The 21,443-nt window shown below is 72.3% G+C and carries 22 protein-coding genes; 5 read left to right on the plus strand and 17 right to left on the minus strand.

Annotated elements, in window-relative coordinates; all coding sequences use genetic code 11:
* Window positions 1-13: 13 nt before the first annotated feature.
* Together HWV07_RS12645 and HWV07_RS12650 are read right to left on the minus strand one after the other, a co-directional pair.
* Entirely contained in the window at window positions 14-1,309 is a 1,296-nt protein-coding gene (locus HWV07_RS12645) for a cobyrinic acid a,c-diamide synthase (protein ID WP_178334649.1), read from the minus strand.
* Window positions 1,306-2,343, minus strand: coding sequence for a nicotinate-nucleotide--dimethylbenzimidazole phosphoribosyltransferase (locus tag HWV07_RS12650; RefSeq protein ID WP_178334650.1), 1,038 nt, complete (start codon window positions 2,341-2,343; stop codon window positions 1,306-1,308). Before HWV07_RS12650 ends, HWV07_RS12645 begins: the two co-directional genes overlap by 4 nt.
* Window positions 2,344-2,475: 132 nt before the next feature.
* Here HWV07_RS12650 and HWV07_RS12655 point away from each other — a divergent pair, with 132 nt between their 5' ends.
* Window positions 2,476-3,186: a CbiX/SirB N-terminal domain-containing protein gene (locus HWV07_RS12655; RefSeq protein WP_178334651.1), complete on the plus strand. Its 711-nt coding sequence runs from the start codon at window positions 2,476-2,478 to the stop codon at window positions 3,184-3,186.
* 74 nt (window positions 3,187-3,260) lie between these two features.
* Window positions 3,261-3,524 carry a hypothetical protein gene (locus HWV07_RS12660; RefSeq protein WP_178334652.1) on the plus strand — a complete coding sequence of 88 codons (264 nt, stop codon included), beginning with the start codon at window positions 3,261-3,263 and terminating at the stop codon, window positions 3,522-3,524.
* Window positions 3,525-3,555: 31 nt separating this feature from the next.
* Here the strand turns inward: HWV07_RS12660 and HWV07_RS12665 are convergent, their stop codons facing one another.
* The 3 genes from HWV07_RS12665 to cobN are packed head-to-tail and all read right to left on the minus strand — an operon-like array spanning window position 3,556 to window position 8,940.
* Window positions 3,556-4,293, minus strand: a complete 738-nt coding sequence (locus HWV07_RS12665; RefSeq protein ID WP_178334653.1) for a cobalt-precorrin-7 (C(5))-methyltransferase — start codon at window positions 4,291-4,293, stop codon at window positions 3,556-3,558.
* The gene (locus HWV07_RS12670) at window positions 4,290-5,024 is read right to left on the minus strand and encodes a precorrin-8X methylmutase (RefSeq protein ID WP_178334654.1); all 735 of its coding nucleotides are present in this window, start codon (window positions 5,022-5,024) and stop codon (window positions 4,290-4,292) included. The genes HWV07_RS12665 and HWV07_RS12670 overlap by 4 nt, the downstream gene beginning before the upstream one ends.
* The gene (gene cobN / locus HWV07_RS12675) at window positions 5,014-8,940 is read right to left on the minus strand and encodes a cobaltochelatase subunit CobN (RefSeq protein ID WP_178334655.1); all 3,927 of its coding nucleotides are present in this window, start codon (window positions 8,938-8,940) and stop codon (window positions 5,014-5,016) included. The genes HWV07_RS12670 and cobN overlap by 11 nt, the downstream gene beginning before the upstream one ends.
* Window positions 8,941-8,974: 34 nt before the next feature.
* Between cobN and HWV07_RS12680 the strand changes: the two genes are divergently transcribed.
* The 3 genes from HWV07_RS12680 to HWV07_RS12690 all read left to right on the plus strand — a co-directional run bounded on the left by HWV07_RS12680 (window position 8,975) and on the right by HWV07_RS12690 (window position 12,013).
* Window positions 8,975-11,059, plus strand: coding sequence for a VWA domain-containing protein (locus tag HWV07_RS12680; RefSeq protein WP_178334656.1), 2,085 nt, complete (start codon window positions 8,975-8,977; stop codon window positions 11,057-11,059).
* Window positions 11,060-11,120: 61 nt separating this feature from the next.
* Complete coding sequence (locus HWV07_RS12685; protein WP_246279764.1) at window positions 11,121-11,288, plus strand: CbtB domain-containing protein; 168 nt, start codon at window positions 11,121-11,123, stop codon at window positions 11,286-11,288.
* Window positions 11,288-12,013: a CbtA family protein gene (locus HWV07_RS12690; protein ID WP_211694126.1), complete on the plus strand. Its 726-nt coding sequence runs from the start codon at window positions 11,288-11,290 to the stop codon at window positions 12,011-12,013. Before HWV07_RS12685 ends, HWV07_RS12690 begins: the two co-directional genes overlap by 1 nt.
* On the opposite strand, the gene HWV07_RS12695 is transcribed toward HWV07_RS12690, so the two are convergent.
* The 12 genes from HWV07_RS12695 to cbiT are packed head-to-tail and all read right to left on the minus strand — an operon-like array spanning window position 12,010 to window position 21,377.
* Window positions 12,010-12,303 (minus strand): HVO_A0114 family putative DNA-binding protein, encoded by a 294-nt coding sequence (locus HWV07_RS12695; protein WP_178334658.1) that lies wholly within the window; start codon window positions 12,301-12,303, stop codon window positions 12,010-12,012. The two genes, HWV07_RS12690 and HWV07_RS12695, sit on opposite strands and share 4 nt — an antisense overlap.
* Before the next feature lie 49 nt (window positions 12,304-12,352).
* Window positions 12,353-13,600 carry a PQQ-like beta-propeller repeat protein gene (locus HWV07_RS12700; protein ID WP_178334659.1) on the minus strand — a complete coding sequence of 416 codons (1,248 nt, stop codon included), beginning with the start codon at window positions 13,598-13,600 and terminating at the stop codon, window positions 12,353-12,355.
* The gene (locus tag HWV07_RS12705) at window positions 13,593-13,964 is read right to left on the minus strand and encodes a DUF3209 family protein (RefSeq protein WP_178334660.1); all 372 of its coding nucleotides are present in this window, start codon (window positions 13,962-13,964) and stop codon (window positions 13,593-13,595) included. Before HWV07_RS12705 ends, HWV07_RS12700 begins: the two co-directional genes overlap by 8 nt.
* Before the next feature lie 6 nt (window positions 13,965-13,970).
* Window positions 13,971-15,158, minus strand: a complete 1,188-nt coding sequence (locus HWV07_RS12710; protein ID WP_178334661.1) for a CbiX/SirB N-terminal domain-containing protein — start codon at window positions 15,156-15,158, stop codon at window positions 13,971-13,973.
* Entirely contained in the window at window positions 15,158-15,826 is a 669-nt protein-coding gene (locus HWV07_RS12715; protein ID WP_178334662.1) for a cobalamin biosynthesis protein, read from the minus strand. The genes HWV07_RS12710 and HWV07_RS12715 overlap by 1 nt, the downstream gene beginning before the upstream one ends.
* Entirely contained in the window at window positions 15,823-16,122 is a 300-nt protein-coding gene (locus tag HWV07_RS12720; RefSeq protein ID WP_178334663.1) for a ferredoxin, read from the minus strand. Before HWV07_RS12720 ends, HWV07_RS12715 begins: the two co-directional genes overlap by 4 nt.
* A 2-nt stretch (window positions 16,123-16,124) precedes the next feature.
* Entirely contained in the window at window positions 16,125-17,195 is a 1,071-nt protein-coding gene (cobJ, locus tag HWV07_RS12725) for a precorrin-3B C(17)-methyltransferase (protein WP_178334664.1), read from the minus strand.
* A 1-nt stretch (window position 17,196) separates the two neighbouring features.
* On the minus strand, window positions 17,197-18,087 hold the full coding sequence (locus tag HWV07_RS12730) for a precorrin-3B C(17)-methyltransferase (RefSeq protein ID WP_178334665.1): 891 nt from the start codon (window positions 18,085-18,087) through the stop codon (window positions 17,197-17,199).
* Between the two features lie 31 nt (window positions 18,088-18,118).
* A complete protein-coding gene (gene cbiG / locus HWV07_RS12735; protein ID WP_178334666.1) occupies window positions 18,119-19,147 on the minus strand; it encodes a cobalt-precorrin 5A hydrolase in 1,029 nt (342 codons plus the stop codon).
* A gap of 1 nt (window position 19,148) precedes the next feature.
* Entirely contained in the window at window positions 19,149-20,033 is an 885-nt protein-coding gene (locus tag HWV07_RS12740; RefSeq protein WP_178334667.1) for a cobalt-precorrin-4/precorrin-4 C(11)-methyltransferase, read from the minus strand.
* Window positions 20,026-20,841, minus strand: a complete 816-nt coding sequence (locus HWV07_RS12745) for a cobalt-factor II C(20)-methyltransferase (protein ID WP_178334668.1) — start codon at window positions 20,839-20,841, stop codon at window positions 20,026-20,028. Before HWV07_RS12745 ends, HWV07_RS12740 begins: the two co-directional genes overlap by 8 nt.
* Window positions 20,838-21,377 (minus strand): precorrin-6Y C5,15-methyltransferase (decarboxylating) subunit CbiT, encoded by a 540-nt coding sequence (gene cbiT, locus HWV07_RS12750; RefSeq protein ID WP_178334669.1) that lies wholly within the window; start codon window positions 21,375-21,377, stop codon window positions 20,838-20,840. The genes HWV07_RS12745 and cbiT overlap by 4 nt, the downstream gene beginning before the upstream one ends.
* Window positions 21,378-21,443 lie beyond the last annotated feature (66 nt).

Below are 21,443 nucleotides of genomic sequence, written 5' to 3' on the forward strand. Positions count from 1 at the left end.
CGTCTCGCGACGGCTACAGCCGCTCGACGAAGGTGTCGAACGCTCCCGAATCGGCGTGGACGTGCGCGTAGGTCCCCAGAGTCCGGTACTCGGCGAGGCCGTCCTTCCCGTCGGCGATGCCGTCGCCCCCCTCGACGTCGAAGGCGAAGCTGGCGTCGGGGGCGACGTCCGCGGACGAGTAGTGGAACTCGTGGCCGCGGACGCTCGCCCCGGCGTCGGCGGTCAGCGCGTCGTCGCGGGCGACGAGTTCGACGTGGTCGAGGGCCTGGTAGCGCTCCCGCATCTTGACGTCGGCGGGGAGGACGCCGGCCATCTCGTGGGTCGCCCCCTCCGCGTCGGTGAGCGTCTCGCAGAGCGCCATGAAACCGCCGCACTCGCCCAGGACGGGCAGTCCCTCGGCGGCGCGGTCGCCCAGTTCGTCGAGCGTCCCGCCGGCTTCGAGTTCGGCGCCGTGGAGTTCGGGGTAGCCGCCGGGGAGGTAGACGCCGTCGCAGTCGGGGACCGGGTCGCCGGCGACCGGCGAGAAGGTCGTCACCTCGGCCCGTTCCCGGAGGCGCTCGCGGGTGGCGGGGTACGAGAAGCAGAACGCCGCGTCGTCGGCGACGGCGACGGTCGTGTCCGTCAGCGGTCGCGAGGGCTCGGGCTCCGGTCGGAGCGGTTCGCGGGCCAGGTCCAGCAGCCGGTCGACGTCGACGTGCTCGCTGGCGTCCTCGAGGGCGTCGCGGTCGATGGGCGACTCCTCGCCCATCTCGAGGCCGAGGTGGCGGTCGGGGATCTCCAGGCCGGACAGCGGCGGAATCCGACCGACGTACTCGAGGCCGTCCGGGAGCGCCTCGCGGATGCCCTCGGCGTGGCGGCCGCCGTGGGCGCGCTGGGCGAGGACGCCGGCCACGTCGACGTCCCGGTCGGCCTCGGCGGCGTACTCCCGGAAGCCGAGCGCCTGCGCGGCGACGCTCTCCATGCCCGCCGCGGCGTCGACGACGAGGACCACGGGGAGGTCGAGGGTCTCGGCGACGTAGGCCGTCGAGTTCGCGCCGTCGTACAGGCCCATCATCCCCTCGACGACGCAGACGTCGCCGCCGCCCCGCCAGTAGTTGCGCCGGCAGCCGACCTCGCCGGAGAGCCACGGGTCCAGCGACCGGGAGGGGCGGTCGCAGACGACCGCGTGGTGGCTCGGGTCGATGAAGTCCGGTCCGGCCTTCGCGGGCTGGGGGTCGTACCCCTGCCGCTGGAGGGCCCGGAGGGCGGCGAGCGTCGCGACGGTCTTGCCGACGCCCGAGGCCGTGCCGGCGATGACGACGCCCTTCACGGCCGGGGCGCCTCCCGCTGGTCGTCGGCCAGCAGGTCGTCGTACACCTCGCGGACGCCGTCGCGAACCTCGGCCATCGGGAACCCGGCGCGGTCGGCGAGCGCCAGCGCGCCGCCCATGCCGACGCCCTCCTTGGCCTCGCCGCGCAGGTAGGCGGCCGTCGCGGGGTGGTCGTCGGTGAAGCCGGGGTCGGTCGCCGTCACGGAGAGGTCCAGTTCCGCGGCCGCCCGGTCCAGGTCGACGGCGGGGTCCTCGGCGACGAACGAGGTGGTGGCCAGCGACAGCCGACTGTCGTAGCCGCCGTGGCGGAGGCAGGCCGCCGCGGCGACCAGTTGCGTGCCGCCGGCCAGCGTGACGGCGGTGTCGGTCTCCAGCGCGCCCGCGGCGATCCCCGAGAGGACGGCGAGGACCGGGTCGCCGGCGCGGCGGAGCGCCACGAGCGGTTCGCCGGCGGCGTCGCCGGGTTCGAGCGTCGAGGCCTCGAGCGCCTCGGCGACGATGCGGCGCTTCAGGTCGAGGGGGTTCTCCGGGAGGGACGAGGAGACGGCGCCTCGCGCCTCGCCGCCCAGGACGTCCTCGTCCCCGAGGGCGGTCAGCACGCCCAGCGCGGTGGTCGTCCCGCCGGGGACGGTCTCGGCGAGGAACAGCTCGTCGTCCGGGAGCTTCCGGCCGAACTGGCGGGCCGCGGCGAAGGCACCCGGCGCCGAGGGCACGGGGTCCTGCTCGCGGATGTCGTCGCCCGCGCGGGCGCCGACCGTCACCGTCGGCGCGCCGGTCGGTTCGGCGAGCCCCGCGTCGACGACCGTGCAGTCGACGCCGAGTCGCTCGAGGACGGCGCGGGTCACCACGGCGGGGGTCGGACAGCCCGTCGGGGAGACGGGGACGACCGGCGCGCGGACCGGCCGGCCGTAGGCGAGGATCTCTGCGTCGGCGCTCGGCGTGTGGGCCATCGCGTCGGCGTCGGCGCCGGCGGCGCTGATGCCGTCGACGAGGGCGGTCCGGGTGGTCCCGGCGCAGCAGACGAGTCGAGTCACTACGATTGTATAGCGTCCAACCGGACTTGAGTTTGCGGGTCGGTTGTCGCCCCCGTAACGTATTTACCCGAAGCCGTTGCACTGGATGACAACCAAAGTTGCGCTAATACAAGCGCATTTGTTTCAACGACCATGACGGACGCACTCCTGCTCGTCGGGCGGCAGCACACGCGCGAGGTGGCACAGCGGCACGCGAGGCGGCTCCGGGAACGGGGCGTCGCCGACAGCGTCGCCGTCGAGACGTACGACCGCGACCCAGCGGAGCTGGACGTCGACGCCGGCGACGCCACCTACGTCGTGCCGATGGCGGTCGCGCCGGACCGCGACACCACCCGCGGCATCCCCGGGGCGCTCCCCGCGGCGCGGCACTGCCAGCCCATCGGCACCAGCCCCGCGGTGAGCCGCGCGCTCGCCGACCGCGCCGCGGCGGCGACCGCCCCCGGCGACGACGCCTCGCTCGCGCTCGTGGCCTTCGGCGACACCTCCCTGGAGGGCTCGCGGCGGACGACCGAGGACCACGCCGCCCGCCTCCGGGAGTCCGCCGCCTACGGCGAGGTGACGACCGCCTACCTGCTGCAGAACCCCGCCGCAGAGTGCGTCCGATACAACCTCTCGGGCGACCGAGCCGTCGCCGTCCCGTTCTTCCTGGCCGCCTGCGAGGAGACCGAGCGCGCCCTCCCAGAGAAGCTCGAACTCGACCGCGGCGGCCTGGCCTACGCCGACCCGCTCGGCGCCCACGAGGCCGTCACCGACGCCATCGAGGCGGAGGTCGCGAAGGCCCGCGCCATCGACGCCGGCACCGCGTCGGTCAGCCCCGTCGCCACGGACGGCGGCGGCAAGTAGCGCCGACGCCACTGTCCCCCGTCGGGTCCTCAGCCCGTTCAAGGCTTATTAGAAGGCGGTACCGAGGCAACGACATGGTCTCCGAACCGTTCGCAGGTGCTCTCCTCCAGGTCCAGACCGGTTCGTTCTCGGACCCCCTCTTCCCCCTCGGAGTCGTCGCTCTACTCGCCCTCGGCGTCCTCTTCGGCGTCGTCCGCGTGGCGATGATCCAGGGGACAGGGCAGTCCGAGGGTCCATCTCCGGACGAACTGACGAACTGCGCCGACTGCGGCGCCCGGACCCCCGTCGCTGAGGAGAACTGCGAGTACTGCGGTCGACCGGTGTCAGAGGATCGCTAAGGACCGACCCGGGATGTGGGGTCGCCGACCGTCACCGCCGCACGGCCAGGACCGACAGGTCCGAGAACGCCGTCTCCTCCTTCGAGTCGACGTCGGTCGCCAGTTCCGCCAGCGACGTCCGGGTCACCGACTCGTCGTCGTGAGTCAGCTGCTCCAGCACGAGCGCCTCGCCGTCCGCGGCGCCCGACTTGAGCAGACGGTGGGCGATACGCTCCGGCATCCAGTCGTAGGGCCGTGGCAGGACGAGCAGGTGGCGGTCGCCGACGTCCCGCTCCAGCCGCCGCAGGTCGGCCTCGATCGGGCCGCTCTTGTGCAGCGTGACGAAGGTCGTCTCCTCCATCGGCGTCCGTGCGCGGCTCGCCGCGACCTGCAGCGACGAGATGCCCGGGACCACCTCGACGGGCGCGTCGACCGCGGACTCGACCTTCCCGACGAACTGGTAGCCGGAGTGGTTCGGGTCGCCCATCAGCACCGCCGTCCCGCGCTCGCCGTCGGCGACGCGGTCGGCGAAGCTTGCGAGAACCTCTGGCTCGTCCCTGTAGCCGCAGGTCAGCGCGACGCCCTCGATCTCCTCCCGGACGAAGTCGACGACGGTCTCGAAGCCGACGACCACGTCCGCCTCGCGGATGGCCCGGGCGCCTCGAGGGGTGAGGTACTCCGGATTCCCGGGGCCGATGCCGACCGCGTAGACCGGGTCGTCGCCGCGGGGCTCCGGCCCACCGGCCGCGAACGCCGCCGGCGAGTCGGGGAACGCCACCTCCTCGGTCACAGCGTAACGTCCCCCGATCTGACGTCGCTGGCGACGTGGACCAGCTCGTTCGTCAGCCCCGCCGCGAGGCCGCTGCCGCCGCGCCGCCCGACGTTCGTGATCGCGGGGACGCCGTGCTCTTCGCAGACCTCGCGGACGCGTTTCCGGCTCTCGGCTGCCTTCACGAAGCCGACCGGCGTGGCGACGACGACTGCCGGCCGGGTGCCCTGCTCGATGCAGTCCGCGAGCGCGAGCGCGGCCGTGGGCGCGTTCCCGACGACTGCGACGGCGCCGTCGTAGACGCCCCGCCTGTCGAGCTCGAGGACCGACGCGGCGGTCCGCGTCATCCCGGTCTCGGCGGCCAGGTCGGCGCCGTTGCCGATGGCCTTCCGGACCTCGCATTCGTGACCGCGGCCGGTCACGCCCGACTTCACCATCGTGATGTCGGTCACCACGGGCGCCTCGTCGAGGACGGCCCGCGCGCCCTCGCGGACCGGCTCCGAATCGTCCGCGCCGGTGAACCGCACCAGGTGCTGGAACTCCGGGTCGCCGGTGGCGTGGACGGCCTTCGCCCGCATCCGATCGGCCAGCGTCTCCTGGGGGACGAGGTCGTGGACGCGGTCCATGCTCGTCTCGGCTATCTCCATGGCGTCCGAGGTGGTGGCGCCGAGGTCGGCGTACTCTTCGAACTCCCCGGCGTCGCCCGCGGCCGCGCCGCCGTCGGTCGCGGTGCGTTCGTCCTCAGTCGTCATCGCTGGCCACCTCCCCGACCGTCCCCGGATTCGTGGCGCGCTCCTCGAGGTCGCCGTCGACCCGGAGGTTGAGGTCGGTCAGGCGCTCCTCGGTCGCCTCGTCGGCGTCCCAGAGCCCGCGCTCGATGGCCTCCAGGAGCGTGTCGGTGATCGACTCGAGGGCCCAGGGGTTCACGTCGCGCAGCCACTCCTGGCGCTCCTCGTCGAAGGCGTATTTCTCGGCGACGTCGTCCCACAGCGCGTCGCTGACGACGCCCGTCGTCGCGTCCCAGCCGAGCGTCACGTCGACCGTCTGGGAGAGGTCGCCGGCGCCCTTGTAGCCGTGGTCCTCCATCGACTCCAGCCACTCGGGGTTGAGGACGCGCGCCCGCATCGCCTTGCGGACCTTCTCCTCGTTGGTGTAGACGTCGACGTTGTCGGGGTCCGAGGAGTCGCCGACGTAGGAGGCGGGCTCCTCGCCGGCGACCTCCGAGACGGCGGTGATGAAGCCGCCGTGGAAGGCGTACCAATCCGAGGAGTCGAACTCGTCCTGTTCCATCGTGTCCTCGATCTTGACGGTCGCCTCGACGCTCCCCAGTCGCCGGCGGAAGGCATCGCGGTCCTCCGAGACGCGGCCCCTGGAGCCGAGCGCGTAGCCGCCCCACTGGACGTACACCTCCGCGAGGTCCGAACGGTCCTCCCAGTTCCCCTCGTCGACGGCCTTGTTTGTCCCCGCGCCGTAGCCGCCCGGCCGCGTGGTGAACACGCGCGGCAGCGCGGCGTCGCGGGCGTCGTCGGGGTCCATGCCCTCGGCTTCGAGTTCCTTGGCCTCCTCCTCGACGTGCTTCTTCACGAAGTTCATCTCGTGGGGTTCGTCGAGGTCGACGACGGCCTCGACGGCGTCGTGGACGACGCCGGCGGCCTGCGGGAAGGCGTCGCGGAACAGGCCTGAGACCCGCGTCGTCGCGTCGACGCGGGGCCGGTCGAGTTCGTCCAGCGAGATCGGTTCGACGTCGTCGACGCGGCCGGCGTCGGTCCAGACCGGCCGGACGCCCAGCAGCGCGAGCACCTGCGCGATGGTCTCCCCGCGGGTCCTGACGGTGGGCGTGCCCCACGCCACGACGCCGACCTCCTCGGGGTACTCGCCGTGCTCGTCGTGGTGGCGTTCGAGGGTACCGTCGGCGACCTCGCTGCCGACCTCCCAGGCGGACCGCGCGGGCACCTTCCGCGGGTCCAGCGTGTAGAAGTTCCGCCCCGTCGGCAGCAGGTCGACGCCGCCGCGCGTCGGCGCGCCGCTGCCGCCCGGCGGGACGTACTCGCCGTTCAGCGCGTCCGCCGTCTGGGGGATCTCCTCGGCGGCGCCGAAGACCCGCGGCGCGGCTTCCTCGCAGATGAACGCCAGGACCTCCCGCAGGCCGTCGTGGGCGCCGCCCTGTACGCGAGCGTCGCCGAGCGGGTCGATATCGACGACGAGCAGGTTCATGTTCGCCTCGTCCTCGGGACCCGAATCGACCTCGGATTCGGGCAGGTCGAAGCCGTACTCCGCGAGGGTCTCGACCAGCTCGACGCTCTTCTCGTGAACTTCGTCGGCGGCCTGCGAGTAGGTCATCCCGAGCGTCTCGTCGTACTCGCCGGGCGACTCGAGCATCGCCTCGTAGTCGACGCCCAGCACGCCCGCGACGCTCTCGCGGAGACTGGGCGCGCCAGCGTTCTCCAGCCGCGTCAGCGCGACGAGATACTCCACGAGCGCGTCGCCCTCGGGCGGCTCCCCCATCGTGTGCAGGCCCATCCGAATCTGGGTGGTCTTCACGTCCGTCAGGTAGGCGTGGACGCGCTCGACGAGTTCGTCGGCGTCGACGTCGTCCCCGGAGACCTCGCCCTCGGCGAGGGTGGTGCCGGCCTCGTCGGGACCTCGGACGTCGGCCTGCTCGTCTATCTCGCCCGCGATGCCGAGCTCGACGGCGAGGTCCAGTTCCGCGACGGTCTCGCGGAGCAGGCGTTCGACCGTCTCGCCGGCCTCGCTACCGGCCTCGCGGTACTGGTCGGCCAGCTCCTCGAGTTCCGCGAGCTCGTCGTAGGTACCCGCGTTCGCCATCGGCGGCGTGAGGTAGTCGACCACCGTCGCGTAGGAGCGGCGCTTGGCCTGGGTCCCCTCGCCTGGGTTGTTGACGATGTAGGGGTAGACGTTCGGCAGGTCCGAGACGAGGGCGTCCGGAGCGCTCTCCGAATCGAGCCCGACGGTCTTGCCGGGGAGCCACTCCAGGGAGCCGTGCGTGCCGAGGTGGACGACCGCGTCGGCGTCGTAGGCGTGCCGGAGCCACGCGTAGAAGGCGTAGTAGTCGTGCGGCGGCTGGAGGTCGGAGTCGTGGTACACCTTCGAGGGGTCCATCCCGAAGCCGCGCGGCGGCTGGACGGTCACGAGGACGTTGCCGAACTCCGCGCCGGGGATCGCGAACGGCCGGTTGGGGGCCTCGCCCCACTCCTCGACGACGTTCTCGCGGAACGCGGGGTCGGCGTCGCTCCACCACTCGTCGTACTGGTCGGGCGAGACGACGTCGACGGAGAGGTCGCGGACGTCCTCGGGGGCGACCCAGCGGTCGTCCAGTGTGAGCTGCGACGTGAGGGTCTCCATCAGCGACTGGCCCGAGGCCGGGAACTCGCCGCCCAGGTCGTAGCCCCGGTTCCGCAGCTCTTCGAGCAGGTTGACCGTCGATTCGGGCGAGTCGAGGCCGAAGGCAGTGCCGATACCGTCGTCGCTCGGCGGGTAGTTGTGCAGGACGACCGCGACCTGCTTCTCCTCGTTCGGCGTGTAGCGGAGGTTCGCCCAGTTCACCGCCAGCGAGGCGGCGTGCTCGACGCGGTCCTCGATGGGGAAGTGCTGCTTCGGGGCGCTGCCGATGCCCGCCGCGTCGTCGGTGCGCTCCTTGCCCGAGATCGGGTGGGTGATCACGTTGCCGTCGAACTCCGGCAGCGCCACGGAGAGGGCGAGTTCGAAGCCCATGACACCCGTATCGCTGGCGTCGTACCGCGACCGAGAGCGCATCGTCGTCACCGTCTGGAGGACGGGGACGCCGAGGCGCTTGAGGAACACCTCCTCGGCGTCGGTGCCCTCGTCGCTGGCGTCGCGGCCGCGCTCGGCCATCGACAGCGAGAACATGAACGACGAGCAGACCGAATCGACGATCGGCTCGCCCGAATCGTCCGTGAGCCACTCGTCGACGACCCACTCGGCGTCGCCGGACCGCGTCCGGCTGCCCGAGGCGTCTTCCGACGCCTCGCTGTCCTGCTGCTCCTCGCTGTCGGTGACGGGGTTGCAGAACACCGGGAGTGCGTCGGCGCCCTGGGCCTCGATGGCTCGGACGAGCGAGTCGACGTACCGGGTGTTCTCGTGGGTCCAGTGGGACTCGTAGAACCACACCGCCACGGTCGGCCGGCCCTCGTCCAGCGTCGCGCGCAGCTCCTCGTAGGAGGCGCCGGGGTGGTCGGGGTGGTAGACGCCCTCCGTCGGGAGCGCCACGGGGTCGTCGTACTCGGGTTCTGCGGGCGTGAACCGGTCGACGAGGTACCGAATCCCGTTCGCGAGGTTCGCGCTGCCGCCCGTCTCGAGGTACCCACAGACGTCCTCGCGGACGCTCCCCGGCACGGTCGTGTCCTCGACGGCGAAGGCGTCGCCGGTGGCCTCGACCACGAGGGGGACGCCGGCCTCGTAGCAGGCGTCGACCGCGCGGTCGTAGCCCGGCATCGAGTCCTCGGCGCCGTGGAGCCAGAGGACGACGGCGTCGCAGTCGGATAGTTCGTCGCAGAACGCCTCGACGCGCTCGGGGTCGTCGAGGTCGCTCTCCGATCGGACGACGAGGTCGCAGTCCACCTCGCCGGCGGCGCGCTGCAGCGCCCCCAGTTCGTTCTCGGTCGCGGTGTAGAGTCCAATCCGTGGCATAATCTTGATAAACTCCGCTTTCTCTAGTACAAGTGTGTTTGAATTCGCCGAAACCAAAAGCGTTTCCACGCCCTTCGGCGCGGTCGTGGGCCAGGAGCCGCTGAAGGAGGCGCTCCTGGCGGTCGCGACCGACGACGGCCTGGACGGCCTGCTCGTCTCCGGCGAGAAGGGCACCGCGAAGTCCACGCTGGTCCGCGGCCTCGCCGATTTGCTGCCGGACCAGCGCGCCGTCGCGGACTGCCCCTACGGCTGCCCGCCGGGCGACCGCTCGCGGCAGTGCGAGGGCTGTCGCGACCGCGCGGCGTTCCCCGTCGAGGAGCGGTCCGTCCCGCTGGTGACGCTCCCGCTCGGCGCCACACGCGAGCGCGTCGTCGGGACGCTGTCGGTCTCGGACGCGCTGGCCGGGGTGGCGGAGTTCGACCCCGGGCTCCTGGCGCGCGCCAACCGCGGTATCCTCTACGTGGACGAGGTGAACCTGCTCGACGACCACCTCGTGGACGTCCTCCTGGACGCGGCCGCCGCCGGCGAGAACCGCGTCGAGCGCGACGGCGTCAGCGTCTCCCACCCCGCCGAGTTCACCCTCGTCGGGACGATGAACCCGGAGGAGGGCGACCTCCGGCCGCAGCTGCGCGACCGCTTCGCGCTCTCGGTCGAGGTCCGCGGCGAGCGGGACCTCGAGGACCGCGTCGCCATCATCGACGGTGACCTGCGGGAGGCCGTCGGAGACGACGATACGGCCGACCAGCGTCGCCGTCTCCGACACGGACGCGACATGCTCGACGCGGTCGCGCTGACCGACGACCAGAAACGCGAAATCGCGGAGCTGTGCCTCAATGCCGGCGTCGACGGCCACCGCGCCGATATCGCCGCCGCTCGCGCCGCCCGCGCGCTCGCAGCCCTGGACGGCCGCCCCACCGTGACGGACGGCGACCTCCGGCGCGCGGCGGAACTCGCGCTCGGCCACCGGATGCGGTCGGCGCCGTTCGAGGACGCGCCCGACGCCGACGAGGTGGTCGACGACCACTTCGAGGACGAGTCGGGGAACGGCGACCCCGATCCGGGAGGTGGCGACGGCGAATCCGATGCGGAGGAGGCCGGCGGTCCGGAGGCCGACGAGCCCGGGGACGACGATTCGGAGCCCGGGGAGGGAACCGACCCCGACGGATGGTCCGGGGACGAAGCGGGGAGCGAAGCTCCGCCCCCGGACGACGACGAAGTCGGAGACGACGGGTCGACACCCGCGTCCGACCCGACTCCCGCCGACGCCGAAACGGCCGACGACGGTCCCGACGAACCCGACGACGCGAGCGGCAACACCGGTGAAGAAGCGACACCGATCGTCCCCGGTCAGCCGCGACATGAACCAGGAGCGGCCGGCGCCCCCGACCTCGACGCACCCGAAACCGAGGGATCGAGCGGCCCCGGTAGCGCACGCTCGGCGCCGTCGACGGGCAACCGCGGCGCCCGCGTCCGCACCGAGTCCACCGACGGCGCGAGCGGCGTCGACGCCGCCGCGTCGGTCCGCGCGGCAGCCAGCAGGGGCGCCGACCGCGTCGAGAAACGCGACCTCCGGCGGTCCGTGCGCTCCGGCGACGGCGAGGCCCTGGTCGTCTTCGCCGTCGACGCCAGCGCCTCGATGCGGTCGGCCATGCGCACCGCGAAGGGCGTCACCCTCGAACTGCTGGAGGACGCCTACACCGAGCGGGACAGCGTCGCGGTCGTCGCCTTCGCCGGCGAGGACGCCGAGGTGCTCCTGCCGCCGACCGACTCGGTGACGCTCGCGTCGCGGCACCTCAAGGACCTCCCGACCGGCGACCGGACGCCGCTCCCGGCGGGCCTCCGCTCGGCCGCGGAGGTCGTCGACCGCGCCGACCCCGAGGCGGCCGTCGTGGTCCTGGTCTCCGACGGGCGGGCCAACGCGGTCGCTGACCCGACGGCCGACACTCGCTCGGCGGCGGCGGCGCTGGCTTCGACGGGCGCCCGCGTCGTCTGCGTCGACGCCGGATCGGAGCGCGGCCTGCTCGACGACGTCGTCGCGGCGACCGACGGCGAGCGGGTCCCGCTGGACGCCCTGACCCCCGAGCGGGTCGAAGCGGCCGTCACCGCGTCGCGCCGGTAGATTTACAAACGAGCTTGTTGTTAGAACAAACAGATTTGGAATGCCGGTAGCCAACGACACCGTGTCCGACCGCATCGACACCGCCCGCGCGACGCTCTCCCCGACCCAGGTGGGTCTGGGGCTGCTCGGGATCACGCTCGCGCTGTTCCTGCTGGCGTTCGCCCAGGAGCCGCTCGTCCACGACGCGATGCACAACGGCCGCCACGTCGCCGGCGTCGTCTGCCACTGATGGACGACCACCTCAGACGGGGGGCCGTCGCCGGCGCGGTCGGCGGCGGCGCCTACGGGCTCTACACCGCGCTCGTGGGCAACCCCCTCGTCGCACACGCCGAGGCCCTCGCTCATCAGGGACACGAACACTCGCACGGACACGAAACCGAGGCCGCGGGCCTCGTCGGCGAGAGCGTGACCAGCGCCGTCTCCGTCGGCGGCGGCGTCGTCCTCGGCCTCCTCTTCGGGGTCGTCGTGTTCGGCGTCGCGGCGTACCTCTTCGAGCCGGCGCTGCCCGACCGCGGCGGGAGCTACCTGCTCGGACTCGCCGGGTTCCTCACGGTCTCCGGCGTCCCGTGGCTCGTCCTCCCGCCCGCCGCGCCGGGCGTCGAGCCGTCCATCTCGACGGACGCCGCCCTGGCCCTCTACGCGGGGCTGATGGCAGTCGGTGCGGCGGCCTGCCTCGGAGCGGGCTGGACGTACCATCGAACGTCGGATCGCGGCTCGCCGGTCGCCGCCGGGGCGGGACTCGCCGTCTTCGCCGCGGTCGTCGGTCTGGCGGTCCTCGCCGCGCCGGCGCCGACCTACGAGAGCGCGCTCCCGGCGACGTTCGAGACCGCCTACGTCGGAGTCGTCGTGACCGGGCAGCTCGGACTCTGGGGCGTCGCCGCGGCGGCCCACGACCGCCTCGACGCGACGGGCGCGACTCCTTCCCCGAGCGTCCCGCCGACGGCGGCCGACTAGACCTCGATCTCCAGTTCTATCCGGTCGTAGTCGACGACCGGCCGGTGGGCCTGGCCGCTCCGGTCGAACGTCACCAGGTCCAGCTTCCCGAGCTTCCAGAGGTTGTCGTGGACCTGCCGGACGTCCCGGTCGACGAGCCTCGCGGCCTCGCGGATGCTCGCCGGCTCCTCGCGGGCGACCGCCCGCAGCAGCTCGATGCTCGTCGGGCGGCACACCCGGTCGGCGTCCTCTGTGGTGAACTCCCGTTCGTCGGTGCCGTCGGGGCCGACGAGGCGGAGGACGACTGTCATGGCGCCCCGTGCGCCCGGCGCCGATATAACGTTGTGGTAGAAGACAGCGCTACGGCAGGTGGAGCGCGTAGCCGCCGCGCACCTCGCCGTCGTCGTGGTACCGGACGGGTTCCTCGACGAGCGCCAGCCGATTGCCGTCGAGTCCCGCGGCGGTCACGACACCCTCGCAGTCGATGGTCTCGACGAGGCCGTCGGCGACGTCGAACAGCCGCCAGCCGTGGACGACGGGGTCGCGGTCCCGGAAGTGCTGGGCGACGGGGACGAGCAGCCGGTCGCCGTCCGCGTCGATCTCGTGGGCGAAGCCGCCGACCTCGGCGCGCCAGCGCTCCTCGCCGTTCAGCGAGTAGCCGAACGCCGACTGCTCGTCCGGGTGGCGCTCGTCGGTCTCCCGGCCCTCCTCGGGGAAGGAATTGCCCGTCAGGAAGGCGACGCCCGAGTCCGTCGCGTGGACGTGGTTCGGGTATGCGTACACACGGTCGCCGCGGTCGAGGGCGATGCCGAGGTCGACCGCCCAGTCGACCGCGCCGTCCGTCAGCCGGTACCCTCGGTAGTCCGCGTGGCTCGCGACGACCAGTCCTTCGGCAGTCGCCGCGACGTCGCCCACGCGGCGCTGGGCTCCGCGGTCGGGGTCCCAGGTCCACCGCTCCCGGCCGTCACCGTCGAGGACGACGAGGCCGTCGTCGTGGTCGCCGGGACACCGGTTGTACGCGACCGCGACGCCGCTCGCGGTTCCTCCGTCACCGCTCTCCCGTTCGGTGGCCTCCCGTCGGTCGGCCGCGCCGCTCTCGAACGGAACGACGGCGATGGGCGAGGCGTCGGCGGCGTGGCGCCAGCGGACCGTGCCGTCGGGCGCGAGCGCGTAGACGGTGCTCTCGAAGTGGCGCTGGTCCCCGCGACGCTCGTACCGTCGCGCGGCGACGTAGGCGGTGTCACCGTCGACCGAGGCGTCGACGACCATCGGCAGGAAGAACCGCGTGTCCTTCGTTGGTTCGCCGATGGCGTCGGTCGCGTCGTGGCGCCAGCGCTCCTCGCCGGCTTCGAGGTACCTGATCGCGCCGCGAGCGGACCGCTCGCCGACAATCACCCCGTCGCCGAACGGGACGAGGGTGATGGCGCTGCCCTCGCCGTCGGCGGTCCACCGCTCCGTTCCTTCGGGATCGAACGCGCGGACGCGCCCGTCCGCGAGGCCGACGACGGGACCGTCGTCGGTCGTCGTGACGCCGGAGCGGCGGCCCGCCTGTCGGGATCCGCAGGGATTAACGTCGCCGAGCGGGACGCGTCGGGCGGTCCTACTCATCCGTCGGGAACGCCTCGTGGAGGGCCTCGTGGGAGTCCCCGAGGCCCTCGAGGACGCCCTCGCCGTGAGTCGACAGGCGCTCGAGGGCGCCCTCGGCGTCCCGGACGGCGACGAGGCGCCCGCGGAGGTAGTCGTACGCCTGTCCGTCGGCGTCGGCGGCGGCGACCTCCTCCTCGAGCTCGACGAGGGCGGTGTCGAGGTGCCGCCGGCACTCCGCCAGCGACTCCGCCTCGGCGAGGGCCGCGATGTGGGGGTCGGGGTCGTCGCCGATCTCGTCGCGGGCGTGCTTGCGTGCGGCGTCGTCGCCGACGCCGAGGCTGTTCATCAGGCCGAGTCGCAGGGCTTCGATCTCGTGGCAGGTCATGTGCGATCAGAGTGTCTGTGTGACTAAATCGGATACGATGCGGTCCCGCTGCAGGGACGAGGCGAGGCGGTCGGCGTCGTCCGGCGCGACGTCGCCGTACCAGACGCCGTCGGGGTAGACGGCGACGTTCGGGCCGTCGCCACAGCGGCCGAGACACGACGACCGCGTGATGCGGGCGTCGACGTCGCGGTCGCGAGCCGCCTGGCGGAGCCGCTCGAGGACCGTCGCCGCGCCGTCGCCCGCGCAGGTGCGGTTCGTGCAGACGGTGACGTGCTTGTCCGGCGCGTCGTGGACGTGCGGCTCGTCGTCGACCTCGGAGCGGTCGGCGTGGGCGGCCCGGTGGGTCATCGCCCGCAGCATCGCCCGGGCGCCGCCGGCCTCGCCCTCGAAGCCGTCCATCTCGACCTTGTACTTGCACGTGTCGCAGGACATCGAGACGTCGCCGGCGCGGGCCGCCTCGAAGCGGTCGGCCAGTACCTCCAGCAGGCGGTCGTCGGTGCCGAGCGGGTCCCCGGCCGCGGCGTCGACGTACGGATAGTCGGCGTCGAACTCCTCGGTCCGGTCGCGGATCCGCTCCGTGAGGACGCCGTCGCCGAGCATGTACGGCAGGACGACAACCGCGTCGGGGCGCCGCTTGGCGACGGTGTGCAGCGTCTCCTCGAGCAGCGGCTCGGTGACGCCGATGAAGGACGCCCGGACGTCGCCGAAGGCGCGGCCCTCGTACAGCAGCCGGCCGAGCTTGTGGACGTCGGCGTTGGCGTCCGGGTCGGAGGAGCCGCGGGCGCAGAGCACGACGAGCACGTCGTCGGCTTCCCGGTCGACGCCCAGTTCGTCCTCGACGGCGGCAGCCCGGTCGTCGAGCAGTTCGACGATGGCGGGGTGGACGCCGAGGTGCTTGCCGCTGTGCAGCGTCACGTCGTGGTCGGCGCGCGCCCGCCGGACGACCAGCGGGACGTCGGCCTTCACGTGGCTCGCGGCGAACAGCGACAGCGGCAGGACGGTCACGTCCGAGGCGGAGGGGGCCAGCGCGCCGATGGCGTCGCCGATGGTCGGCTCCGCGAGTTCGAGGAAGCCGGCGTCGACCGGTAGCCCGAGTCGGCCCTCCAGGTCCGCGGCGAGCGTCCGGACCTGCTCGTTGGACTTCTCGCGGCGCGAGCCGTGGCCGGCGAGGACGACCGCCTCCGCGTCGAGCATCAGTACTCCTCCGCCTGCTCGACGCTCCGGCGGAGCTTCCGGCGTCGACTCGGCGCGAACAGCCCCGAACGCTCGCTGCCCTCGTAGACCCACTCGCCGAAGGCTGGCGCCGCGCCGTCGTCGAGGCCGAACCAGTAGCCGCCCGACGAGGTCTCCGAGACCTCTCCGTACGGCGCCGCGACCGGCGCGTCCTCGAGCAGGCGCTGGATTCGCTCGAGCAGCTTCCGGTCGTCGTGGACGAACGAGACGCCGACGGTGCCGGCCGAGGACTTGAAGCAGACCGTCCCGCAGCCCTCCAGCAGCCCGCGGAACAGCTGGCGGTCGTGGTCGGCCAGCACGTCGAGCCGGTAGCCGCCGTCGTCGCCCTCGAAGGGGAGCCCGAGGGCGGCCGCCGCCCGGTCGCCGACGCCGCCGAGGGCCTGCACGGTGTAGCTGTCCTCGCTGCGGATGATCGCCGTGTCGTGGGCGTACTCCCGCCCGACGATCCGGTGGTCGATGACGTCCGCGCCGGCCACCGCAGCCAGGCGGTCCGCGGCCGTCTCGTCGGTCGTCCGCACCGTCACGCCGTCTCGGGTCACCTCGCCGTCGCCGACGACCCGACCCCAGAAGTACGCCGTCTCGGGGTGGGCGTCGAGGAGGTTCCTCGGCGCGCCGGTCTCGACGCTCATGGTTCCCTCCGGTCACCGCTCGCGGGTCGCGCAGGCTCCCCGCTCGCTCGTTCCGGGGACTCGCTCCGCTCGTCTCCGCGCACCTCGATGGCATCTAGCGGACACGCCGCGGCGGCCTGTTCGGCCTCGTCGCGGCGCTCGTCGTCGAACGTCGCGACCAGTTCGCCGCCGTCGCGATCGCCGCCCGGCAGCGTCACGAGGCCGTCCTCGGCCTCGGCGAAGCGGCCGTCGCGGACGAGACACGCGAAGACGCCGTCGCAGGCGTCGAGGTCGACCGAAACGCTGTATCCCGACATGGTCAGTAGTCGTACTTCGTCTCGTAGCCGCGCGGAGTGACCATCCGGTCGTCCCACACGTACGTCTCCCCGTTGCCGACGACGATGGTCGTCGTCATGTCGACGATGTCCGCCTCGCCGAGTTCCGGGAGCGTCCCGAGGTCGGTTATCATCGTCGCCTCGTCGTCCCTGGAGGCGCCGTGGACGATGCCGACCGGCGTCTCTGGGTCGCGGTGCTCCAGCAGGATCTCGCAGCACCGCTGGAAGTTCTCCCGGCGCTTCCGGCTCCAGGGATTGTAGATGGCGATCGTGAACCCCTCGGGCGCGATGGCGTGCAGCCGCGACTCGATCTCGTCCATCGGGGTGAGGTGGTCCGACAGCGATACGGAGACCGTGTCGTTGACCAGCGGGGCGCCGAGGCGGGCGCCACAGGACTGCGCTGCCGGCACGCCGGGGACGACCTCGAAGTCGACCGCCGAGGCCGTCCCGCCCTTCGACTCCAGGATCTCCAGGGCGAGGCCGGCCAGCGCGTAGACGTTCGGGTCGCCGGAGCCGACGATGGCGACGTCGTTGCCCGCCAGCGCCCGGTCGATGGCCTCCTCGGTCCGGGAGACCTCCCCGCACATCGGCGTCGAGTAGATGTCGTCGGCGCCGTCGGTGACGTCGTCCGGCAGCAGGTCGACGTACGTCGTGTAGCCGACGATGTGCTCGGCGTCGGCCAGCGCGGCCTTCGCGCGGGCGGTCATCCCCTCCGGCTCGCCCGGACCGAGCCCGACGGCGATCAGGCGGCCGGGGTCGCCCTCGAAGTCGTCGACGGTGGCGCCGACCTCCTGCTCGTCGCTGGATGAGGACGCGCCGCACTTCGAGGCGGACGCGTCGCTCGAGGCGGCTCCGCACGTGCTCTCCGTCGACGTCTCGGTCGTAGAGGCGCCGCACTTGCTCTCGTTAGAGGGCTCGGTGCTGGCCTGGGCCGCCGTCGAGGAGCTCGCGGCTTCGCCGCTCGCTTCCGAGGCGCTCCGCGCCTCGCTCGCCCCGCACTTCGATTCGCTGCCTGTCGATGCCTCGGTCGTCTCCGCGGTGTTGTCAGTGCTCATTTCAGAAGTCCTCCACCTCGCGGCCGCCGCGCGGCGTCACGAGGTACTCGCCGTGGTCGTTGGTCCACTCGTGGGACTCGTGGGTGCCCACGAGGATGCTGGTCCCCATGCCGCCGACCTTCTCGTCGTGCTCGATCGCCTCCCCGAGCGTTGTGATGGTGTGGGTCTCGTCCTCCAGGTTCCGCCCCGCCTCGCCGCGGCCGGCGTCGTTGAAGATGGCGACGGGGACGTCGTCGGCCCGCTCCTCGCGGAGCACCTCGATGGCGCGCTCGTAGTCGCGCCAGCAGTTGTAGAGGACGACGACGAACCCGGAGATGGCGGCGGCCCGCAGCTTCTCGGCGATCTCCTCCCAGCCGCGCCACTTGTCCGACAGCGATATCGTACAGAAGTCGTTCGACAGCGGCGCGCCGAGGTTGGCGGCCCCGCCCAGCGCTGCCGTCACGCCGGGGACGATCTCGATGGGGACGTCGTAGGCGTCCTCCTCCTCGGCCATCAGGAAGACGAGGTCGCTCTTCCCGTAGACGTTCGGGTCGCCGCCGGAGACGTGCGCGACGTCCTGGCCGTCCCGGACGCGCTCGAAGGCCTCGCGGGCCAGTTCGACCTGCTGGCCCATCGACGACCGCACGATCTCCTGTTCGTCGCCGGTCGGTCGCGTCGCGACGCCGCCATCGGTCGCCGTCTCCGGCGGGAGCGTCCCGTCCTGTCGCAGGAACTCCTGGTAGAGGTTCGACGCGATGACGCAGTCGGCCGTCTCGACGACGTCGCGGGCGCGCTGGGTCATCGCGTGCGGCAGGCCGGGACCGATGCCGACGACGTAGAGCGTGCCATAGTCGTCGGTGTCGGCGTCAGTTTCGCCACCACTCGCGGGTCGCTCCGCTCCCCGCTCGCTCATTCCGAGACCTCCCTTCGGTCGGTCTCGCGCGTCATCGTCCCACCGCCACCGTCACGGCCTCGTCGTACCGCTCCTTCTCGCGGGCCAGTTCGTGCTCGCGGCCGCCGGCGATGGCCGACGCCTCGGCGATGCCGGGCCAGCCGATCAGCTCCTTCGCCCGCGAGGGGGTCGGCCCCTCGTAGTCCAGCAGCGTCGCCTTCTCGAACAGGACGACGCCGGCGTCGATCTCCCGGGCGGCCTCGTAGAGCCCCTCCTCGCCCTCCTTCCGCGTCGCGGTGGCGACGAACTCCACGTCCGAGAAGTCGCGGTCGAGGTCCGCGAGGGCGGCCTCCCAGGCGTCGAGTACCTGGGCCTTCTTCACGCCGTCGACGGTGCCGGTCCCGAGGACGACGCCGTCGGTGTTCCGCTTCATCACGGTCACGTCGTCGCCGACGAGGACGGCCCGGGGGCCGTCCAGCCGCTCGACGGCGTCGATCTCGTCGTTCAGGACGGCGAGGTTCGTCGCGACCGTCGAGTCGCCGTTGACAACGTGGGCGTCCAGCGCCTTCGCCTTCGACTCGATGCCCTGCTTGCCTGCGGCCTCGCTGGCGGTCGTCATCGCCGGCACGGCGCCCATCTTCGAGAGGTCGTGGGCGACCTGATTGGCGCCGTGGTGACCGCCGGTTATCGGGATGGCCCACGTCAGCTCCTCGTCGACGACGACGAGCGCGGGGTCGTCCCACTTGTCGTCGAGCAGGTGGGCCGTCTTCCGCATCGCGATGCCGGAGGCCATCAGCCCGACGAAGCAGTCGTACTCCCCCCAGTGCTCCTCGAACACCTCGCCGTGGTACTCGACGACGTCGATGCCGTCGTAGTCGTCCGCCAGTTCGTCCTGGATGTCGCGCGCGACGGGCAGCTTCCGCTCGAAGCTCACGATGGCGATCTCCTCCGCAACCTCGCCGTCGGAGTCGGGCGTCGAGCAGTGGCCACCGTCGGACGTCTCGTCCGACGAGGGTCGGCTCGCTTCGCTCGCCTCCCCGCCGCCGCTGTCGCTGGTGTCGGTGGTGTCGTCAGTACTCATGTCAGTCGTCTCCCTCCGCTGTGTCTCCGCTCCTGTTCGCCCAGTCGCCGTAGAGGTACGACCGCTCGTACCCCTCGTCGCTCGCGCCGCGGGCCGCCCCGCCGACGATCACCATCGCGGAGGCCCGGTAGCCGGCCTCCTCGACGGCCTCGTCGATGGTGGCGACGGTGCCCTCCAGCACGTCCTCGTCGGGCCAGGACGCGTGGTAGACGACCGCCACCGGCGTCTCGGGGTCGGCGCCCGAGTCGAGCAGCCGGTCCATCGTCTCCGGGATGGCGTGGGTGCCGAGGTAGATGCAGGTCGTCACGTCGCCCTTCCCGACGAAGTCGGCGATGTGATCGTCCTCGGGGTCGAGCGTCTTCCCCTGCGGACGCGTGAAGGCGACGTGGTTGGCGACGCCGTTGAGCGTCAGCTGCGTGCGCAGCGTCGCGCTCGCGGCGAACGCCGACGTGACGCCGGGGACGATGTAGGTGGGCACGCCCTCGTGCTCCAGGGCGTCCATCTGCTCGAGGGCGGCGCCGTAGATTGCTGGGTCGCCGCTGTGCAGCCGGACGACCTCGCGGCCGTCCTCGTAGGCGTCCCGCATCAGTGGGATTAGCTCCTCGAGGTCCTTGCCGACGCTGTTGACCAGTTCGGCGTGGTCGCAGTAGACCTCCAGCAGTTCGCTGTTGACCAGCGAGCCGGCGTGGACGACGAGGTCGGCGTCGGCCAGCAGTTCCCGGCCGGCGACGGTCAGCAGTCGGGGGTCGCCCGGCCCGGCGCCGACGAAGGGGATGCCCTCCTGTTCGTCGCCGGCGCCGTGCTCGTAGATGCGGTCGTCGCGCTCCCCGGCCAGCCGCGCCCGCTCGGCGTCGATGGCCGCCTGCGGGTCCGCCTCCTCAGTCATGGTGGACCTCCTCTCGCGGTTCCACTGCTCGACCGGTCGAGGCGCGATGCGCCTCGCTGTCCCCGCCCGATTCGGCGACCGCTAGCTCCTCCGCGACGGTTCCGCCACCGTCGGTCGCCGCTTCCCGGCCGAACGCCGCGGTCGCCGGCTCCTCGCCGGCGTCCGGCTGCTCGGCGTAGGCGACGGTGTAGTAGTCGCGCTCGTCGAGCCGGTCGGGGTCGCTCGTCACGACCGACTCGTGGCCGTCCATGAACAGCCGACGGCCGTAGGTGACGTCGTAGCCCGCCTCGAGCAGCCCCTCGTGGGTCGCGGGCACGTCGGTGACCTTGAACAGCACCATCCGGTCGGGGCCGGTAGGGGCCTTCCCGCCGGCCGCCTCGCGGAGGACGAGGTCGGAGCCGGCCGTGATCTCGACGTCCAGCGCCGTCGCGAACGCGGTCACCGCCGAGACACCCGGGACGACCTCCAGGTCGACCTCCGGGTGGAAGCGGTCGAGCGTCCGCCGGAGGTGGCCGAACGTCGAGTAGACGTTCGGGTCCCCGAGCGTGACGAAGGCGGCGCTGCCGTCCTCGGCGACGGGGGCGACCTCCTCGGCGGCGGCCTTCCAGGCCCGTCGGAGTTCGTCCTCGTCGCGCGTCATCGGGAAGTCGAGGTCGCCGAGCTGGGACTCGTCGACGTACTCGGTCGCGACGTTCCGGGAGAGCCGCCCGGGCGTGTAGACCGTATCGGCGTCCGCGAGGACCTCGCGGCCGCGGACGGTCACGAGCCCGGCGTCGCCTGGGCCGAGCCCGACGCCGTACAGCGTCACGCCGCACCTCCGACGACGACGTAGACGGGGTTGTTCGAGTCGAAGCTGGTCGCGCCGGCGAGCTCGTAGCCCGTCGAGACCTGCACCTGGACGATCTCCTCGAACAGGTCGCGCTCGCGGAAGGCCCGGACGGCGTCGCCGGCGACCTCCAGCCGCGAGACGTTCATGACGATCCGGTCGACGCCGGTCTCCGCGGCGTGGTCCAGTACCGCGCCGTAGTTCCTCGACCCGCCGAGGAACAGCGCGTCGGCGTCGTCGGGGAGCCCCTCGGGGGCCTCCCCGTCGATCAGTTCAACGTCGCCGACGTCGTTCGCCGCGAGGTTCTTCCGAGTCGTCTCGAGCCGCTCTGGCTTCCGTTCCAGCGCCGTCACGCGGCCGGCCCGACGGGCGGCCTCGACGGTGACCGCGCCGGTGCAGGAGCCGACCTCGACGAAGTGGTCGGCCGGGCCCAACTCGAGCTTCCCGAGCGTCACCGACCGGACCTCCGGCTTCGTCGGCCCGGCCTTCGCGTCGTGGGGGAGCGCTACGCGTGCCATGGGGATACAACTACAGCAGCGCGTAAAACAATTATGCTTGTTCTAGGGAAAGTGTGGTTTATCGAC

It is taken from the genome of Natronomonas salina (genome assembly GCF_013391105.1).
Taxonomy (GTDB): Archaea; Halobacteriota; Halobacteria; order Halobacteriales; family Haloarculaceae; genus Natronomonas; species Natronomonas salina.

What these genes read in the sequence shown, in the direction of transcription:
- cbiG (WP_178334666.1), bottom strand. Translation starts at nt 19,147, where the DNA reads ATGAGTACTGACGACACCACCGACACCAGCGACAGCGGCGGCGGGGAG.
- cbiT (WP_178334669.1), bottom strand. Translation starts at nt 21,377, where the DNA reads ATGGCACGCGTAGCGCTCCCCCACGACGCGAAGGCCGGGCCGACGAAG.
- cobJ (WP_178334664.1), bottom strand. Translation starts at nt 17,195, where the DNA reads ATGAGCACTGACAACACCGCGGAGACGACCGAGGCATCGACAGGCAGC.
- HWV07_RS12695 (WP_178334658.1), bottom strand. Translation starts at nt 12,303, where the DNA reads ATGACAGTCGTCCTCCGCCTCGTCGGCCCCGACGGCACCGACGAACGG.
- HWV07_RS12655 (WP_178334651.1), top strand. Translation starts at nt 2,476, where the DNA reads ATGACGGACGCACTCCTGCTCGTCGGGCGGCAGCACACGCGCGAGGTG.
- HWV07_RS12740 (WP_178334667.1), bottom strand. Translation starts at nt 20,033, where the DNA reads ATGACTGAGGAGGCGGACCCGCAGGCGGCCATCGACGCCGAGCGGGCG.
- HWV07_RS12715 (WP_178334662.1), bottom strand. Translation starts at nt 15,826, where the DNA reads ATGAGCGTCGAGACCGGCGCGCCGAGGAACCTCCTCGACGCCCACCCC.
- cobN (WP_178334655.1), bottom strand. Translation starts at nt 8,940, where the DNA reads ATGCCACGGATTGGACTCTACACCGCGACCGAGAACGAACTGGGGGCG.
- HWV07_RS12720 (WP_178334663.1), bottom strand. Translation starts at nt 16,122, where the DNA reads ATGTCGGGATACAGCGTTTCGGTCGACCTCGACGCCTGCGACGGCGTC.
- HWV07_RS12670 (WP_178334654.1), bottom strand. Translation starts at nt 5,024, where the DNA reads ATGACGACTGAGGACGAACGCACCGCGACCGACGGCGGCGCGGCCGCG.
- HWV07_RS12710 (WP_178334661.1), bottom strand. Translation starts at nt 15,158, where the DNA reads ATGCTCGACGCGGAGGCGGTCGTCCTCGCCGGCCACGGCTCGCGCCGC.
- HWV07_RS12730 (WP_178334665.1), bottom strand. Translation starts at nt 18,087, where the DNA reads ATGAGCGAGCGGGGAGCGGAGCGACCCGCGAGTGGTGGCGAAACTGAC.
- HWV07_RS12705 (WP_178334660.1), bottom strand. Translation starts at nt 13,964, where the DNA reads ATGACCTGCCACGAGATCGAAGCCCTGCGACTCGGCCTGATGAACAGC.
- HWV07_RS12690 (WP_211694126.1), top strand. Translation starts at nt 11,288, where the DNA reads ATGGACGACCACCTCAGACGGGGGGCCGTCGCCGGCGCGGTCGGCGGC.
- HWV07_RS12660 (WP_178334652.1), top strand. Translation starts at nt 3,261, where the DNA reads ATGGTCTCCGAACCGTTCGCAGGTGCTCTCCTCCAGGTCCAGACCGGT.
- HWV07_RS12700 (WP_178334659.1), bottom strand. Translation starts at nt 13,600, where the DNA reads ATGAGTAGGACCGCCCGACGCGTCCCGCTCGGCGACGTTAATCCCTGC.